This is a genomic window from Pseudomonas sp. KB_12, assembly GCF_052114545.1.
In the GTDB taxonomy this organism is placed as follows: domain Bacteria; phylum Pseudomonadota; class Gammaproteobacteria; order Pseudomonadales; family Pseudomonadaceae; genus Aquipseudomonas; species Aquipseudomonas brassicacearum.
Map to the genome: position 1 here is coordinate 179,632 of NZ_JBFREY010000001.1, position 15,205 is coordinate 194,836.

General features: G+C 59.4%; 14 protein-coding genes. 11 read left to right on the plus strand and 3 right to left on the minus strand.

The annotated features are described in order from the left end of the window. Positions 1 to 15 precede the first annotated feature (15 nt). The 7 genes from atpG (at position 16) to AB4Z20_RS00900 (ending at position 8,270) form a co-directional block, all read left to right on the plus strand. Positions 16 to 876, plus strand: coding sequence for a F0F1 ATP synthase subunit gamma (gene atpG / locus AB4Z20_RS00870; protein ID WP_003207090.1), 861 nt, complete (start codon positions 16 to 18; stop codon positions 874 to 876). A 27-nt stretch (positions 877 to 903) separates the two neighbouring features. Beyond that, a complete protein-coding gene (gene atpD, locus AB4Z20_RS00875; RefSeq protein WP_003207089.1) occupies positions 904 to 2,280 on the plus strand; it encodes a F0F1 ATP synthase subunit beta in 1,377 nt (458 codons plus the stop codon). A gap of 45 nt (positions 2,281 to 2,325) precedes the next feature. Next, the gene (locus tag AB4Z20_RS00880; protein WP_003207087.1) at positions 2,326 to 2,751 is read left to right on the plus strand and encodes a F0F1 ATP synthase subunit epsilon; all 426 of its coding nucleotides are present in this window, start codon (positions 2,326 to 2,328) and stop codon (positions 2,749 to 2,751) included. A gap of 115 nt (positions 2,752 to 2,866) precedes the next feature. Then, positions 2,867 to 4,234 carry a bifunctional UDP-N-acetylglucosamine diphosphorylase/glucosamine-1-phosphate N-acetyltransferase GlmU gene (glmU, locus tag AB4Z20_RS00885; protein ID WP_253470569.1) on the plus strand — a complete coding sequence of 456 codons (1,368 nt, stop codon included), beginning with the start codon at positions 2,867 to 2,869 and terminating at the stop codon, positions 4,232 to 4,234. Between the two features lie 211 nt (positions 4,235 to 4,445). After that, the gene (locus AB4Z20_RS00890; RefSeq protein WP_060739917.1) at positions 4,446 to 5,222 is read left to right on the plus strand and encodes a DeoR/GlpR family DNA-binding transcription regulator; all 777 of its coding nucleotides are present in this window, start codon (positions 4,446 to 4,448) and stop codon (positions 5,220 to 5,222) included. A gap of 1 nt (position 5,223) precedes the next feature. Continuing rightward, positions 5,224 to 7,056, plus strand: a complete 1,833-nt coding sequence (glmS, locus tag AB4Z20_RS00895; RefSeq protein WP_214511122.1) for a glutamine--fructose-6-phosphate transaminase (isomerizing) — start codon at positions 5,224 to 5,226, stop codon at positions 7,054 to 7,056. Positions 7,057 to 7,484: 428 nt separating this feature from the next. Continuing rightward, positions 7,485 to 8,270 carry a hypothetical protein gene (locus AB4Z20_RS00900; RefSeq protein WP_442089143.1) on the plus strand — a complete coding sequence of 262 codons (786 nt, stop codon included), beginning with the start codon at positions 7,485 to 7,487 and terminating at the stop codon, positions 8,268 to 8,270. Between the two features lie 76 nt (positions 8,271 to 8,346). Here the strand turns inward: AB4Z20_RS00900 and AB4Z20_RS00905 are convergent, their stop codons facing one another. Further along, positions 8,347 to 9,054 (minus strand): NUDIX hydrolase, encoded by a 708-nt coding sequence (locus AB4Z20_RS00905; protein WP_258690088.1) that lies wholly within the window; start codon positions 9,052 to 9,054, stop codon positions 8,347 to 8,349. Continuing rightward, a complete protein-coding gene (locus tag AB4Z20_RS00910; RefSeq protein WP_258690087.1) occupies positions 9,044 to 9,601 on the minus strand; it encodes an adenylyltransferase/cytidyltransferase family protein in 558 nt (185 codons plus the stop codon). Before AB4Z20_RS00910 ends, AB4Z20_RS00905 begins: the two co-directional genes overlap by 11 nt. Positions 9,602 to 9,783: 182 nt before the next feature. Between AB4Z20_RS00910 and AB4Z20_RS00915 the strand changes: the two genes are divergently transcribed. From AB4Z20_RS00915 to nadE, 3 genes are read left to right on the plus strand one after another with little or no spacing between them, the layout of a single operon-like run. Beyond that, positions 9,784 to 10,431 carry a nicotinamidase gene (locus AB4Z20_RS00915; RefSeq protein WP_320389662.1) on the plus strand — a complete coding sequence of 216 codons (648 nt, stop codon included), beginning with the start codon at positions 9,784 to 9,786 and terminating at the stop codon, positions 10,429 to 10,431. 9 nt (positions 10,432 to 10,440) lie between these two features. Then, positions 10,441 to 11,670, plus strand: a complete 1,230-nt coding sequence (gene pncB, locus AB4Z20_RS00920) for a nicotinate phosphoribosyltransferase (protein WP_214511118.1) — start codon at positions 10,441 to 10,443, stop codon at positions 11,668 to 11,670. Position 11,671: 1 nt separating this feature from the next. Further along, the gene (nadE, locus tag AB4Z20_RS00925; RefSeq protein ID WP_442089144.1) at positions 11,672 to 12,508 is read left to right on the plus strand and encodes an ammonia-dependent NAD(+) synthetase; all 837 of its coding nucleotides are present in this window, start codon (positions 11,672 to 11,674) and stop codon (positions 12,506 to 12,508) included. 6 nt (positions 12,509 to 12,514) lie between these two features. On the opposite strand, the gene AB4Z20_RS00930 is transcribed toward nadE, so the two are convergent. Continuing rightward, positions 12,515 to 14,404 carry a methyl-accepting chemotaxis protein gene (locus AB4Z20_RS00930; RefSeq protein WP_442089145.1) on the minus strand — a complete coding sequence of 630 codons (1,890 nt, stop codon included), beginning with the start codon at positions 14,402 to 14,404 and terminating at the stop codon, positions 12,515 to 12,517. A gap of 192 nt (positions 14,405 to 14,596) precedes the next feature. On the opposite strand from AB4Z20_RS00930, the gene nudK reads away from it, so the two are divergent. Beyond that, positions 14,597 to 15,193 carry a GDP-mannose pyrophosphatase NudK gene (nudK, locus tag AB4Z20_RS00935; RefSeq protein ID WP_253470554.1) on the plus strand — a complete coding sequence of 199 codons (597 nt, stop codon included), beginning with the start codon at positions 14,597 to 14,599 and terminating at the stop codon, positions 15,191 to 15,193. Positions 15,194 to 15,205: the final 12 nt, after the last annotated feature.

Here is a 15,205-nt window from a genome sequence, read left to right on the forward strand (position 1 = left end):
CCTGATAGGTGTTACATGGCAGGCGCAAAAGAGATTCGCAGTAAGATTGCGAGCATCAAAAGCACGCAAAAAATTACCAGCGCCATGGAAAAAGTGGCGGTCAGCAAAATGCGCAAGGCACAAATGCGCATGGCTGCTAGCCGCCCTTATGCGGAGCGCATCCGCCAGGTTATTGGTCATCTGGCCAACGCCAACCCGGAATATCGCCACCCGTTCATGATCGACCGTGCTATCAAGCGCGTCGGTTACGTCGTGGTGAGCAGTGACCGTGGTCTGTGTGGTGGCTTGAACACCAACCTGTTCAAGGCCCTGGTCAAGGACATGGCTGTAAACCGCGAACAAGGCGTCGAGATCGATCTGTGCGTGATTGGTAGCAAGGGTGCGGCTTTCTTCCGCAACTTCGGCGGCAACGTCGTCGCTGCTATCAGCCACCTGGGTGAAGAACCGTCGATCAATGACCTGATCGGCAGCGTCAAGGTGATGCTGGATGCTTACCTGGAAGGCCGGATTGACCGCCTGTCCGTGGTATCCAACAAGTTCATCAACACCATGACGCAACAGCCAACCGTGGAGCAATTGATCCCACTGGTGGCGACCCCGGAACAGGAACTCAAGCACCACTGGGACTATCTCTACGAACCGGATGCCAAGGAGCTGCTTGACGGCTTGATGGTCCGCTACGTGGAGTCGCAGGTCTACCAGGCGGTGGTCGAGAACAACGCAGCTGAACAAGCAGCGCGGATGATCGCGATGAAGAACGCTACCGACAACGCCGGTGATTTGATCAGCGATTTGCAGCTGATCTACAACAAGGCGCGTCAGGCTGCGATCACCCAAGAGATCTCGGAAATCGTCGGCGGCGCTGCCGCGGTTTAACGGTTCAAATATTCAGAGGATCCAGCTATGAGTAGCGGACGTATCGTTCAAATCATCGGCGCCGTTATCGACGTGGAATTTCCACGCGACAGCGTACCGAGCATCTACAACGCGCTGAAAGTACAAGGCGCGGAAACTACCCTGGAAGTTCAGCAGCAGCTGGGCGACGGCATCGTTCGTACCATTGCGATGGGTTCTACCGAAGGCTTGAAGCGCGGTCTGGACGTTATCGACTCTGGCGCTGCCATCTCCGTACCGGTCGGTAAAGCGACCCTGGGCCGGATCATGGACGTACTGGGTAACCCGATCGACGAAGCGGGTCCGATCGACACCGAAGAGCGCTGGGGCATTCACCGTCCTGCGCCATCCTTCGCTGAACAGGCAGGCGGCAACGACCTGCTGGAAACCGGCATCAAGGTTATCGACCTGGTTTGCCCGTTCGCCAAGGGCGGTAAAGTGGGTCTGTTCGGTGGTGCCGGTGTAGGCAAGACCGTAAACATGATGGAACTGATCCGTAACATCGCCATCGAGCACAGCGGTTATTCCGTGTTCGCCGGTGTGGGTGAGCGTACTCGTGAGGGTAACGACTTCTACCACGAGATGAAGGATTCCAACGTTCTGGACAAAGTGGCACTGGTCTATGGCCAGATGAACGAGCCGCCGGGAAACCGTCTGCGCGTAGCCCTGACCGGCCTGACCATGGCCGAGAAGTTCCGTGACGAAGGTAACGACGTTCTGCTGTTCGTCGACAACATCTACCGTTACACCCTGGCCGGTACCGAAGTATCCGCACTGCTGGGCCGTATGCCTTCGGCAGTAGGTTACCAGCCGACCCTGGCTGAAGAGATGGGCGTTCTGCAAGAACGTATCACTTCGACCAAGGAAGGTTCGATCACTTCGATCCAAGCGGTATACGTACCTGCGGATGACTTGACCGACCCGTCGCCAGCGACCACCTTCGCCCACTTGGACGCCACCGTCGTTCTGTCCCGTGACATCGCTTCCCTGGGTATCTACCCAGCGGTTGACCCACTGGACTCGACTTCGCGCCAGCTGGACCCGAACGTGATCGGCCAGGAGCACTACGACACCGCTCGCGGCGTCCAGTACGTGCTGCAGCGCTACAAAGAGCTGAAGGACATCATTGCGATCCTGGGTATGGACGAGCTGTCGGAAGCCGACAAGCAGTTGGTATCCCGCGCTCGTAAGATCCAGCGCTTCTTGTCGCAGCCGTTCTTCGTGGCTGAAGTCTTCACCGGTGCCTCGGGTAAATACGTTTCCCTGAAAGACACCATTGCTGGCTTCAAAGGCATCCTCAACGGTGACTACGACCACCTGCCAGAACAAGCGTTCTACATGGTCGGCGGCATCGAAGAAGCGATCGAGAAAGCCAAGAAACTGTAATCCCGGCGCCCGGCAACGGGCGCTAATTTAGGTTGAGGCAATCAGATGGCTATGACAGTCCATTGCGATATCGTCAGTGCGGAAGGGGAAATCTTCTCCGGTCTGGTCGAGATGGTGATTGCGCATGGTGAGCTGGGTGATCTTGGTATCGCTCTGGGTCACGCACCGCTGATCACTAATCTGAAACCGGGTCCGATCCGCTTGATCAAGCAGGGCGGGGAAGCCGAGGTGTATTACATCTCCGGTGGTTTCCTCGAGGTTCAGCCGAACATGGTCAAGGTCCTTGCCGACACTGTGCAACGTGCTGCCGACCTGGACGAAGCCTCCGCTCAGGAAGCCGTCAAGGCTGCCGAGAAGGCCCTGCACGAGCGAGGCGCGGAGTTCGATTACGGTTCTGCTGCTGCACGTCTGGCCGAGGCCGCAGCCCAGCTGCGCACCGTCCAGCAGATCCGCAAGAAGTTCGGCGGCTAAGCCGTCTGCTTTCTGTGCGATTGATTAAAAAGGGTAGCCTCGGCTACCCTTTTTTCTTTTCCCGACACTCATCATCTGGTCGCAGCCGCTGACCACCCAGGATTGGTAGCCAGTCATGTCTCTCGAAATCGTTATTCTCGCGGCCGGTCAAGGCACCCGCATGCGTTCGGCGCTGCCCAAGGTCTTGCACCCTGTAGCCGGCAATTCCATGCTCGGCCATGTTATCCACAGCGCCCGGCAACTTGATCCACAGCGCATTCACGTGGTGATCGGCCACGGTGCCGATGCAGTGCGCGAACGCCTGGCCGCCGATGACCTGAATTTCGTCCTGCAGGACAAACAACTGGGCACCGGCCATGCGGTGGCCCAGGCTGTGCCGTTCATCACGGCGGATACGGTGCTGATTCTCTACGGCGATGTGCCGCTGATCGAAGTCGACACCTTGCAACGCCTGCTCAAGCATGTCGCGCCACAACAGTTGGGCCTGTTGACCGTCGAGCTGGACGACCCCATCGGTTATGGCCGCATCGTGCGTAACGTCGACGGCCAGGTGACCGCCATCGTCGAGCAGAAGGACGCCAACGAAGCCCAGCGCGCGATCACTGAAGGCAACACCGGGATTCTGGCCGTACCGGCTGAGCGCCTGGGTGACTGGATGAGTCGTCTGTCGAACAACAACGCCCAGGGCGAGTACTACCTGACCGACGTGATCGCCATGGCGGTCAGCGACGGGCTGGTGGTCGCCACCGAGCAGCCGCTGGACGCCATGGAAGTGCAGGGCGCCAATGATCGCCGGCAATTGGCCGAACTGGAGCGCCACTATCAATTGCGCGCCGCCCGCCGCTTGATGGCCCAAGGCGTGACCCTGCGCGATCCGGCCCGTTTCGACGTGCGCGGTGAAGTCAGCGTGGGTCGCGATGTGGTCATCGATATCAACGTCATCCTCGAAGGCAAGGTTGTCATCGAAGACGACGTGGTCATCGGCCCGAACTGCGTGATCAAGGACAGCACCCTGCGCAAAGGCGTGGTGATCAAGGCCAACAGCCATCTCGACGGTGCGGTCATGGGGGAGGGCAGCGATGCTGGCCCGTTTGCCCGCCTGCGCCCAGGCTCTGTGCTGGAAGCCCGTGCCCATGTGGGTAACTTTGTTGAACTGAAGAATGCTCACCTGGGCGAAGGCGCCAAGGCCGGGCACCTGACCTACCTCGGTGACGCTGAAGTCGGCGCCCGCACCAATATCGGTGCTGGGACCATCACCTGCAACTACGATGGCGCCAACAAGTGGAAAACCGTGTTGGGCGAAGATGTGTTCATCGGCTCGAACAACTCCTTGGTAGCACCTGTGGATATCTCCAGCGGTGCGACCACGGCAGCCGGTTCGACCCTTACCCAGAATGTGGATAAAGGCCAATTGGCAGTCGGACGCGCCCGCCAACGCAATATCGACGGCTGGAAGCGGCCGGAGAAAATCAAGAAGCCCTAAAGTTATCCACAACCCCCCCTGTGGGAGCGAGCTTGCTCGCGATAGCGGTATATCAGGTAAAGCAGCATTGCCTGACCCGGCCCCTTCGCGAGCAAGCTCGCTCCCACAGTGATTTAGGGACTTTCTGAATTTTTCTTCTGCTGTCTTGACGATATCGCTTCAATAGGTTTTGATTGCTTACGTTATCTTTCGAATCGAAACTTATACCGCCATGTCGAAACGCAACACACCACAACGCCGTCACAACATCCTTGCCTTGCTCCAGGAGCAGGGTGAGGTCAGTGTGGATGAGTTGGCCAAGCGCTTCGAAACCTCGGAAGTTACGATTCGCAAGGATCTCGCCGCCCTGGAAACCAACGGCCTGCTGCTGCGTCGCTACGGTGGCGCGGTCCCGATGCCGCAGGAGTTGGTGGCCGATAACGGGCAAACCGTCTCCAAGTACAAACTGGCCATTGCCCGGGCCGCCGTGAAGCGGATCCGCGAGCACGCGCGCATCATCATCGACAGCGGCAGCACCACGGCGGCCATGATTCCGCAACTCGGCCAACAGCCGGGCCTGGTGGTGATGACCAATTCCCTGCACGTCGCCAACGCCTTGAGCGAACTGGAGCACGAGCCGGTGCTGTTGATGACCGGCGGTACCTGGGATCCTCACTCCGAGTCGTTCCAGGGCCAGGTGGCCGAGCAGGTCCTGCGTTCCTATGACTTCGACCAGCTGTTCATCGGCGCCGACGGCATCGATCTGGTTCGAGGTACCACCACCTTCAACGAACTGCTGGGCTTGAGCCGTGTGATGGCTGAGGTTGCCCGGGAAGTGATCGTAATGGTGGAGGCCGACAAGATCGGCCGCAAGATCCCTAACCTGGAACTGCCGTGGAGCAGCGTCCATACCCTCATTACCGATGATCGCCTGCCCGTAGAGGCCCGCGATCAGATTCAGGCCCGCGGCATCACCGTGATCTGCGCGCCTGTCAGCCAGGAGAAATAGCATGTGTGGAATTGTCGGCGCCGTTGCTGAACGCAACATCACAGCAATCTTGCTCGAAGGCCTCAAGCGCCTGGAATACCGCGGTTATGACAGCGCCGGTGTGGCGGTGTTTACCAACGACGAGAAGCTCGAACGCATGCGTCGTCCGGGCAAGGTCAGCGAGCTTGCGCAGGCGCTGGAAGCCGAACCGCTGCTCGGTCGCCTGGGCATCGCCCACACGCGTTGGGCCACCCATGGCGCGCCGTGCGAGCGTAACGCTCACCCGCATTTTTCCGGCGACCTGGCGGTGGTGCACAACGGCATCATCGAAAACCACGAAGCCCTGCGTGAACAGCTCAAGGCGCTCGGCTATGTGTTCACCTCGGACACCGACACCGAAGTCATCGCCCATCTGCTCAACCACAAGCTCAAGGACCTGGTGGACCTGACCGTCGCCCTCAAGGCCACCGTCAAGGAACTGCACGGTGCCTATGGCCTGGCGGTCATCAGCGCGAAACAACCTGATCGCCTGGTGGCGGCCCGCAGCGGCAGCCCATTGGTTATCGGCCTGGGCCTGGGGGAAAACTTCCTGGCGTCCGATCAGTTGGCGCTGCGCCAGGTCACCGACCGCTTCATGTACCTGGAAGAAGGCGATATCGCCGAAATTCGCCGCGACAGCGTGCAGATCTGGGACCTCGACGGCAAAGACGTGGTACGTGAAACCGTCCAGTACCGCGACGGTGCCGAAGCCGCCGACAAGGGCGAGTTCCGCCACTTCATGCTCAAGGAAATCCACGAACAACCGGCCGTGGTCCAACGCACCCTGGAAGGCCGCATGAGCCAGAGCCAGGTGCTGGTCCAGGCGTTCGGTCCACAGGCGGCCGAGTTGTTCGCCAAGGTCCGCAACGTACAGATCGTGGCCTGCGGCACCAGTTATCACGCCGGCATGGTCGCCCGTTACTGGCTGGAAGAACTGGCCGGTATTCCGTGCCAGGTCGAAGTGGCCAGCGAGTTCCGCTATCGCAAAGTGGTGGTGCAACCCGATTCGCTGTTCGTCACCATCTCCCAGTCTGGCGAAACCGCCGACACCCTGGCCGCCCTGCGCAACGCCAAGGAACTGGGTTTCCTCGCCAGCCTGGCGATCTGCAACGTCGGCATCAGCTCGCTGGTGCGCGAATCCGACCTGACCCTGCTGACCCAGGCCGGCCGCGAAATCGGCGTGGCGTCGACCAAGGCGTTTACCACGCAGCTGGTGGGCCTGCTGTTGCTGACCCTGTCCCTGGGCCAGGTGCGCGGTACCCTGGGCAAAGGGGTCGAGGCAACATTGGTCGAAGAGCTGCGCCGCCTGCCGGCCCGCCTGGGCGAAGCCCTGGCCATGGACGGTACTGTGGAAAAAATCGCCGAGCTGTTCGCCGAGAAGAACCACACCCTGTTCCTGGGCCGTGGCGCGCAATTCCCGGTGGCGATGGAAGGGGCCTTGAAGCTCAAGGAAATCTCCTACATTCACGCCGAGGCCTACCCGGCTGGCGAGCTCAAGCACGGCCCGCTCGCGCTTGTGGATAACGACATGCCGGTGGTCACCGTCGCGCCGAACAACGAGCTGCTGGAAAAGCTCAAGTCCAACCTGCAGGAAGTGCGCGCCCGTGGCGGCCAGTTGATTGTCTTTGCTGACGAAAAGGCTGGCATGACCAATGGCGAAGGCACCCACGTGGTGCACATGCCGCACATCCACGACATCCTGTCGCCGATCCTCTACACCATCCCGCTGCAGCTGCTGTCGTACTACGTCGCTGTGCTCAAGGGTACCGATGTGGACCAGCCGCGTAACCTGGCAAAATCGGTAACGGTTGAGTAAGGACGTCGCGCGTAGGAACAGCCTCCCAGCTCGACGGTTTGTGGCTAGCTTCCTGGCCAAACTAACCCCCTGAATCCAGGGGGTTTTTTATGGGCGCAGCTAAACGCTCTGGCGATTTGGATCAGCGCGCGCGCTGGACCCGGCGGGGCAGATGAATCCTGGCAAGGTCTTTACTGCGGGCTGGAGTGACTGAAGGGATTTCTCGATTATTCCCGCAATTATGAAAAAATACTTTCATATGATGATCTGACCGACATTCACCGAGAGCTGGAAAGCGCTAGAAAACAACAGCATTCATTGCAACTGGTGGCCGATGGCTGGCAGCGTTACGAGGCCTTGCAAGAGCAATTACATGAATGAAGTAACAGCGCTGCAAGTGTCAACAGCTTTAGAATCATAAAAGACTGGCGCTGGGCAGGGATATCGACTTGACCACCGCGCTCGCGGCGCTTTCGGATGAGTCGAAGAAGATCATCGTCCTGATGATCGACGAAGCTCAACATGCGATCACCACGGATGAAGGCGTTGCGGCGCTTTTCGCACTGAAAGCGGCAAGGGACGAGCTAAACAGTTCGAAGCACCACGGTCTTCGCATCGTCTGCACCGGATCTAACCGGGACAAGCTCGCCATGCTCCGCAATAGTAAGGACCAAGCTTTCTTTGGGGCCTCCATGGTTCAATTTCCAACCCTGGATCAGAATTTCATAAACTGGTTCTGCGCGAATATCGATCTTGCCTATCCGCTCGATCCCTCTAATGTGTTCGAGTTGTTCAAGGAGAGTGGTTATCGCCCTGAGTTGCTAGGTGCCGCCGCCGATGAGATCAGGTTCGATTTTGCGCTGGATCCTGCAACCATCCCCGAGCGATTCGCAACGTTGGTTCGGGCGCAAGCTGACGAGCTCAACGCAAACCTCAAGAAAGTTATTCATAGCCTGACCCCTATCCAGTCCGCCGTTATCCGCGTCATGAGTGCCAAAGGCGATAATTATGCGCCTTTCGAGGCACCCACCATGGAGCTCTATGCGAAAGCGATGGAGCAGGCCGGTATCGCAGAGCACGATATAAAGGTCGAAGTGCCGGGTGTTCAGCAAGCGCTCATCGCCCTTCAGGAAAAGAAGCTGGTCTGGAAAGCCTCTCGTGGTGTCTACGCGGTTGACGAGCATGTCATCGTGGACTTGCTGGGCGAAGCCGGATTGCTCGAAGGACTCTCCTAAGCTGTTCTTTGATCTAGCAGAGACCCCATGGCCTTTGATATCGGGGCGAGGAAGGTGTGCTGGCCGTACGCACAAATCACTCCAGAAAACACCGATCAAAAAGATAAACGCTGTCCGGTTTGAGATTCTCCACCGTGCGTTGTGGGCGGCCGCCGTCGCCGCTTTTTTTGCGACCGGTTTCCTGCAAATAACCCGCTTCGGTCATCTTCAGCAAACGCTGGCGCATGCTGGTCTTGAGCACCGGGCGATCGAGCACCACGGAGAAAATGCCCACCGCTTCCGGCGCGCTGAATTCCGGGCCCAGGAACATCAGCGGCAGGCTGCTATAGAGGGCCTTGGACAGCAATCGCTCCTGGACCGCAGCCACCAGGCTGTTGTGGTCGAAAGGGAGTTTGATCGAGGCGTCAGCGACGTCCTTGAGGGGAAAAAATCGCTGGTGTTCGGCGAGCTGGACCGCCTCGCTGACAATCGCCAGGTAGAACGTCGAGGACGACCAGCAGCGCGGATCGCGGAACGCGTCGCCGACGGTGCCGACCTGTTCGATCCAGGCCAGCGGCATGCCCACCTTGTTTGAATTGCGCAGGCGCTCCACGGCGTCGTTCAGCGTGAGATCTTCGACGTCACCATTGACCACGATCCCGGGCAGCGCCCAATGGCCGGCGAACGGCTCGGCTTCCCGTCGGTTCAGGAGGATTTCCAGTGCGTGGGTTTCCCGGCAGAAGCGCAGCACACAGAGGTCGATGGTGTGCAGATAACCGCGCGCGGGGGCTGTGCTAGTGGGCATGTCGATTTCCGTGGGGAGCGTAAAGACCATAGTTTAACGGGTTCATGCCGGGTGCCATCCAGTCGCTGGGAAGCGGCTCGCCCAAAGCCAGCCGGTCGCGAATCACCGTGCTGCGCACGTGGATCTTTTCCTCCACGCAAAGGATGGAAAAACGCTCCAGCAATTCCTGGCCGCGGTAGAAGGTCGGCAGCCGATCCGCAACATCCTGGCCCACCACCAACGCAATCCGCTTGCCGTCCAGGGCCAGGCTGTCGGCGAGGTGGGCGAGCAGGGTGTAGCTGTAGATTGCGCCTTCAACGCCACGGGCCACGACCTGTTCCGCCCGGCTTGCACGCACTTCGGCGCAGCACAGTGGCTGCACCTTTTCGACGATCGATTCCAGCCAGTTCAGGCGAACCTCATAGTCGACCATTTGCTTGCCGTAGGGATGCCGCAAGCTGGGGACCACCAGCACGCGTCTGGCCAGGCGTGAGGCCTCGATCATCACCTGGGCGTGACCGGCGTGCGGGGGATTGAAGGCGCCGCCATAAAGGGCAATCTCGAACATGGCACATCCTCTTTTGGTACATGACATGTACTCTATCAGCAAAATCTTTTTAGTGAAAACCTGCTTTGTGCTGATTCATAGCCACTAATTAAAGATGGATCATCAAAAATATTTTCTGCGAGTGGCTTGTTATGAAAGTACACCTTATGTACTCTCGTGACCATGAAGAGGAGAAACCCAGCATGAACAGCCTGACCCGGAAAACAGCTTCCTTCGATGTCGATGCGCAAAAGAGCTTTACGCCGCTATGCCCCGATGAGCTTCCGGTGCCGGGCGGTGACCAGATTGGCGGTGAGCTGAATTTCATCGCGTCGCTGGCCAGCCTCCGCATCGGCAGCAAGGACGCCCATTCGCCCCTGGCTCCGTGGGTGGTCGCCGATCACGCACAGATGTTCGTGCCGACCGGGCTCGAGCATGCCGACATCACCTGGGTCAGCCACTGCGTTCCCGGCACCGAAGGTTTCGCCCTGCTGGATCAACTGCCGACTCCCTACGACTACGACTATTTCGTCTGGAAGGGCGTCGAGCCGGATTTGCACCCGTACGGCGCCTGCTACCACGACCTGCACGGCAAGCTGTCCACCGGGGTGATCGAGTACCTGAACGGCCTGGGTGTGCAGCAGGTGATTGTTGGCGGGCTGGCGCTGGATTTCTGCGTCAAGACCACCGCTCTGCAACTGGCCGCCGCCGGCTTCAAGGTGATCATTCACCTCCCGGCTTGCCGGGCCATCAGTGAAGAGGGGGCCATTCAAGCCATTCAAGACATGCGGCAAGCGGGCGTCTCGGTTGCCGCGACGCGCGAAGAAACCCTCCAGCTGGCGAACGCATAAGGAAGAGCCATGGACAGTGCATTCGATTCAAACAGCGGCACCATCCAGAGTCTTCTGGATACCGACTACTACACCTTCACCATGATGCAGGCGGTCTTGCACCAGCACCCGAATGTCGAGGTGGAATACCAGTTCATCGTGCGCTCCAAGGAGCGGCTCGGTCACCTGATCCCGGATATTCGTGTGGAGCTGGAGAGGCTCGCGGGGTTGCAGCTGCGCGAAGGGGAGCAGCGGTTTCTGTTCAACAAGCGTTTCCGCGAATACCTGACACCGGACTTCGAACAGTTTCTCGGCTTGTTTCGCTTCAATTTGCGCTACATACACGTTTCGGAAGTCGACGGCCAACTGCACATCCGCGTCCGGGGGCCGATGCTGCACTGCATCATGTTCGAGCAACCGGTATTGGCCATGGTCAGTGAACTGCGCAACCGCGAGAAGTACCCCGAAGTCGAGTTGGCCGACGTCACCCGCAAGCTGTACCAGAAGTTCGAATGGCTGGAGAAAAACGCCAGCCGTGAAGAACTCGCCGAGTTTCGCGTTTCAGACTTCTCCACCCGGCGGCGGCTGTCGTTCAGGGCCCAGCGTGAAGTGGTGAATATCATGCGCAGCGATTTTCCTGGGGTCTTTGTCGGCACCAGTAACGCTCACTTGGCTTACGAGTTCGATCTGCCCCTGATCGGCACCATGGCTCACCAATGGCTGATGGTGCATCAACAACTCGGGCGCTTGCGCGAGAGCCAGAACGCGGCGTTGGAAAACTGGGTGCGCGAGTATCGCGGCCGCCTCGGTATCGCCCTGACGGACTGCATCAGCACCGATTTCTTCCTCAAGGATTTCGACCTGTACTTTGCCAAGCTCTATGACGGCCTGCGCCAGGATTCCGGTGACCCGATCGTCTGGGCCGACAAGGTGCTGGGGCGTTATCAGGAGCTGGGCATCGACCCGCGCACCAAGGACCTGATGTTCTCCGATGGCCTCAATTTCGAAAAATGCCTGCCGATCCTGCGGCATGTTCGCGGCAAGGCCAAATTCGGTTTCGGCATGGGCACCAGCCTGGCCTGCGATGTCGACGGTGTCGAACCGCTGAGCATCGTCATGAAGCTGGTGCGGGTCCACGGCGAGCCGGTCGTGAAATTCTCCGACGACCCGATCAAGAACGTCTGCGAGGATGCCTCGTTTCTGCGGTACGCCGCCCAAGTGTTCAACGTTGCCCTGATCAATCCACAGCTGGGAGCCTGATATGACTTCGCTTGTGCAAGAACGCATTGCCCGGGAACTGGGCATCGACCGTCAACTCACACGGGGTGGCGAAGCCACCGAGATTGCCCGCCGCATCGAATTCATCAAGCAGATCTTGCGCGAGTCCGGTTGCAAGTCCCTGGTCCTGGGGATCAGTGGCGGTGTCGACTCGCTCACCGCCGGCCGCCTATGCCAGTTGGCGGTGGAGCAATTGCGCGAGGCAGACTACGAGGCGCGCTTTATCGCCGTCCGGTTGCCCTACAAGGCTCAGGCAGATGAGCAAGACGCCCAGGCGTCCCTGGACTTCATCCGGCCGGACGTGATCACCACCAGCAACATCGCCGCTTGTGTCGACGGGCTGATGGGCAGTATCGCCATCGACGGCTTGCAGCCTGGCGCCGAGCTCATCGACTTTGCCAAAGGCAATGCCAAGGCCCGGGCGCGGATGCTGGCGCAATATGCCATTGCCAATCTGAGCAATGGGTTGGTGGTTGGCACCGATCATGGGGCGGAGGCGGTCATGGGGTTTTTCACCAAGTTCGGCGACGGCGCGTGCGACCTGGCCCCGCTGTCCGGGTTGACGAAGACTCAGGTGAGATTGTTGGCCGATGCGATAGGCGCCCCCGCGTACCTGGTGCGCAAGGCACCGACCGCCGATTTGGAAGACCTGGCACCCGGTAAGCTCGATGAAGTGGCGTATGGCTGCAGCTACGAGCAAATTGATGGGTATCTGATGGGCGAAGCGGTGTCGCCGCAGGCGCGACAGATCATTGAGCGCGCCTACCTCAAGACGGCCCACAAACGAGCACTGCCCCGCGTCCCGCCTACCCGGTTGTAATGACCCTCAGATCTTGAAAGTGTTGACCATTTGTTGCAGGCGGCGTGACTGGTTTTCCAGTTCTGTGCAGGCCTGCAAGGTGGATTGCAAATTGCCGACCATTTCCTGGTTCAGGTCATTGATGTGGCTGATGTCGCGATCCAGATTGTCCACCACTGAGGTTTGTTCTTCGGTGGCGGTGGCTACCGACAGGTTGATCTCGTCGATCTCGCCGATGCCCAGCAGCACACGGTTGAGTCGCTCGCCCGCGAGCCTGGCGGTAGTGACGTTGTCGTCGCTGTGACGCTGGCTTTCGAGCATGGCGCTCACGGCGCTGCCGGCACCTGCTTGCAGTTCCTCGATCATGCTGTGGATTTCCTGAGCGGACTGTTGGGTGCGATGGGCGAGCGTACGGACTTCGTCCGAGACCACAGCAAAACCGCGCCCGGCATCTCCGGCGCGGGCGGCCTCGATGGCAGCGTTAAGGGCCAGCAAGTTGGTCTGGTCGGAGATGCCTTTGATGACGTCGAGAATACGTCCGATTTTCAGCGTTTTCTCATTCAGGCTTTCGATGTCCTGGCGGGTATTGACCACCTGCGACGAGAGTTGCGACATGGCGCTGATACTGCGCTGCACCACCGCCTGGCCTTCTTGGGTCTGATCCCTGGTATCAGAGGCGCGGCTTGAGGCATGAGCGGCGCTGCGGGCGATTTCCTGGGCTGCGGCCCCAAGCTCGTTGATAGCCGTGGCGACGTTATGGGTCAGCGCCGCTTGAGTGTCAGAGCTTTTCAGGGATGCGTTTGACGCCTGGCTGACCTGTGCCGCCAAGTGGGTGAGTTGGACACTGGACGCCAGGACTTCCCGGATCGACTGCTGGATACGTTCGACGAAGCGGTTGAACCCGCCGGCCATCATGCCGAACTCGTCCCGGGACAGGCTGTGCAGGCGCTGGGTCAGGTCGCCTTCGCCATCGGCGATGGATTGCATGGCCGAGCCCATGCTGCGTAGTGGTCGCATCAGGGCATTGATCAACAGGCCGAGCAAACCGACCGTCACCAGCATGGCGATCAATGTGGCGACCAACGCCGAAGTGCGAAACTCGTGGAGTGCGGCGTAGGCCTTGTCTTTATCCACTGAAAGTCCGATGGACCAGTGCAGCGAGGGTAGGCCGTTGATCGGGGTAAACGTGACGATCCGCGTCCGGCCGTTTTCCTGCACTTCATTCAAGGCGCTGTTGATGCTCGGCGGGCCTTCGGGGAACGCTTGGGCGAGAGTCTTGGTCATTCGTGTGTTGTCCGGGTGCACCAGGATCTTGCCGTCGTCGCTGACCAGGAAGGCGTAGCCTATGCCGTTGAGGTCCACGGCATTGATGATTTTCGCGAGTTGCTCCAGGCTCAGGCTCGCACCCAGCACACCCACGGCCTTGCCATCGACCTTGATCGGCGCCGCTTGGGTCATGATCAGGTAATCAATACCGGCACCGATGTAGGGTTCGGTCAGCACGGGTTCAAGGCTGCGAGCCGCGTCTTTGTACCAGGCGCGCTGGCGAACATCATACCCGTCGGGCATTACCCGTTCGGGATGGATAAAGAAACGACTGTCTTCAAGGCCGACGTAGCTGGCGATGAAGGTCCTTGTAATGATGTCCTGGGAGAGAATTGCACCGATGGTCTGCGGGGTGGGATTGGCGGCGATGGTTTCGGCGGCACCTTCGATCAACAGGATCCGGCCGGCCAGCCAGCTGTCGAGGTTCGCGCCCAGCAACTGGCCGGTGGCCTGTAGGTTGCGGTGCAGTGCTTCGCGGGTGCTGGCTTGCTGGCGATGGTCGTTGAACAACGAGAAAGACAGAAATACCGCCATCACGATGAGGCAGGCACCCAGAAGAATCTTGTGGCCGAATTTCAGATTGATGCCCATGAGGAATGCTCGTCTGGTTTCTTTTTTATTGATCGAATCCCCGCAGGCTCAGGGCTGGTCGAAGATTTAATGAGCGGGCAGATTTTGTCGAACTAGAAAAAACGATGGGCCATCGTGAGTTTTCTTGTGGGCATGGAAGAGGTGCGAATGGAGTTTTCAAAGGGGACCTCGGGTCCCGAACGGAGTGGGCAAATGACACAGGCAATCGGCATCAAGGATCGCGTACGCATCAAGCACGTCGAAGTCCTCTCGGATGATTGGTACGTGCTGCGCAAGACCACCTACGACTACCTCGGTCGCAACGGCCAATGGCGCGAGCTGACGCGCGAGACCTACGACCGTGGCAACGGTGCCACGATCCTGCTGTACAGCAAGGCCAAGCAGACCGTGGTGTTGACCCGGCAATTCCGCTTCCCGGCCTTCGTCAACGGGCACGACGACTTGTTGATAGAAACCTGCGCTGGCCTGCTGGACAACGACGACCCGCACACCTGCATCCGCAAGGAAACCCAGGAAGAAACCGGCTATATCATCCAGGACGTGCGCAAGGTGTTCGACGCCTTCATGAGCCCGGGCTCGGTGACGGAACGGGTGCATTTTTTCGTCGGCGAGTACTTCGATGAAGACAAGCAGCACGCAGGCGGCGGCCTGGAAGCCGAGGGCGAAGAGATCGAAGTGCTGGAGCTACCCCTCGACCAGGCCTTGGGCATGATCGAGACCGGGGAGATTTGCGACGGCAAGACCATCATGCTGTTGCAGTACGCCAAGCTGCATCGGTTGCTGGATTAGCCGCGTTTTTCG

Excerpts from the sequence above, each read along its gene's own strand:
- glmS (WP_214511122.1), top strand. The coding sequence starts at position 5,224 with ATGTGTGGAATTGTCGGCGCCGTTGCTGAACGCAACATCACAGCAATC.
- atpD (WP_003207089.1), top strand. The coding sequence starts at position 904 with ATGAGTAGCGGACGTATCGTTCAAATCATCGGCGCCGTTATCGACGTG.
- nadE (WP_442089144.1), top strand. The coding sequence starts at position 11,672 with ATGACTTCGCTTGTGCAAGAACGCATTGCCCGGGAACTGGGCATCGAC.
- AB4Z20_RS00910 (WP_258690087.1), bottom strand. The coding sequence starts at position 9,601 with ATGTTCGAGATTGCCCTTTATGGCGGCGCCTTCAATCCCCCGCACGCC.
- pncB (WP_214511118.1), top strand. The coding sequence starts at position 10,441 with ATGGACAGTGCATTCGATTCAAACAGCGGCACCATCCAGAGTCTTCTG.
- AB4Z20_RS00890 (WP_060739917.1), top strand. The coding sequence starts at position 4,446 with ATGTCGAAACGCAACACACCACAACGCCGTCACAACATCCTTGCCTTG.
- AB4Z20_RS00915 (WP_320389662.1), top strand. The coding sequence starts at position 9,784 with ATGAACAGCCTGACCCGGAAAACAGCTTCCTTCGATGTCGATGCGCAA.
- glmU (WP_253470569.1), top strand. The coding sequence starts at position 2,867 with ATGTCTCTCGAAATCGTTATTCTCGCGGCCGGTCAAGGCACCCGCATG.
- AB4Z20_RS00930 (WP_442089145.1), bottom strand. The coding sequence starts at position 14,404 with ATGGGCATCAATCTGAAATTCGGCCACAAGATTCTTCTGGGTGCCTGC.
- AB4Z20_RS00880 (WP_003207087.1), top strand. The coding sequence starts at position 2,326 with ATGGCTATGACAGTCCATTGCGATATCGTCAGTGCGGAAGGGGAAATC.
- nudK (WP_253470554.1), top strand. The coding sequence starts at position 14,597 with ATGACACAGGCAATCGGCATCAAGGATCGCGTACGCATCAAGCACGTC.
- AB4Z20_RS00905 (WP_258690088.1), bottom strand. The coding sequence starts at position 9,054 with ATGCCCACTAGCACAGCCCCCGCGCGCGGTTATCTGCACACCATCGAC.
- atpG (WP_003207090.1), top strand. The coding sequence starts at position 16 with ATGGCAGGCGCAAAAGAGATTCGCAGTAAGATTGCGAGCATCAAAAGC.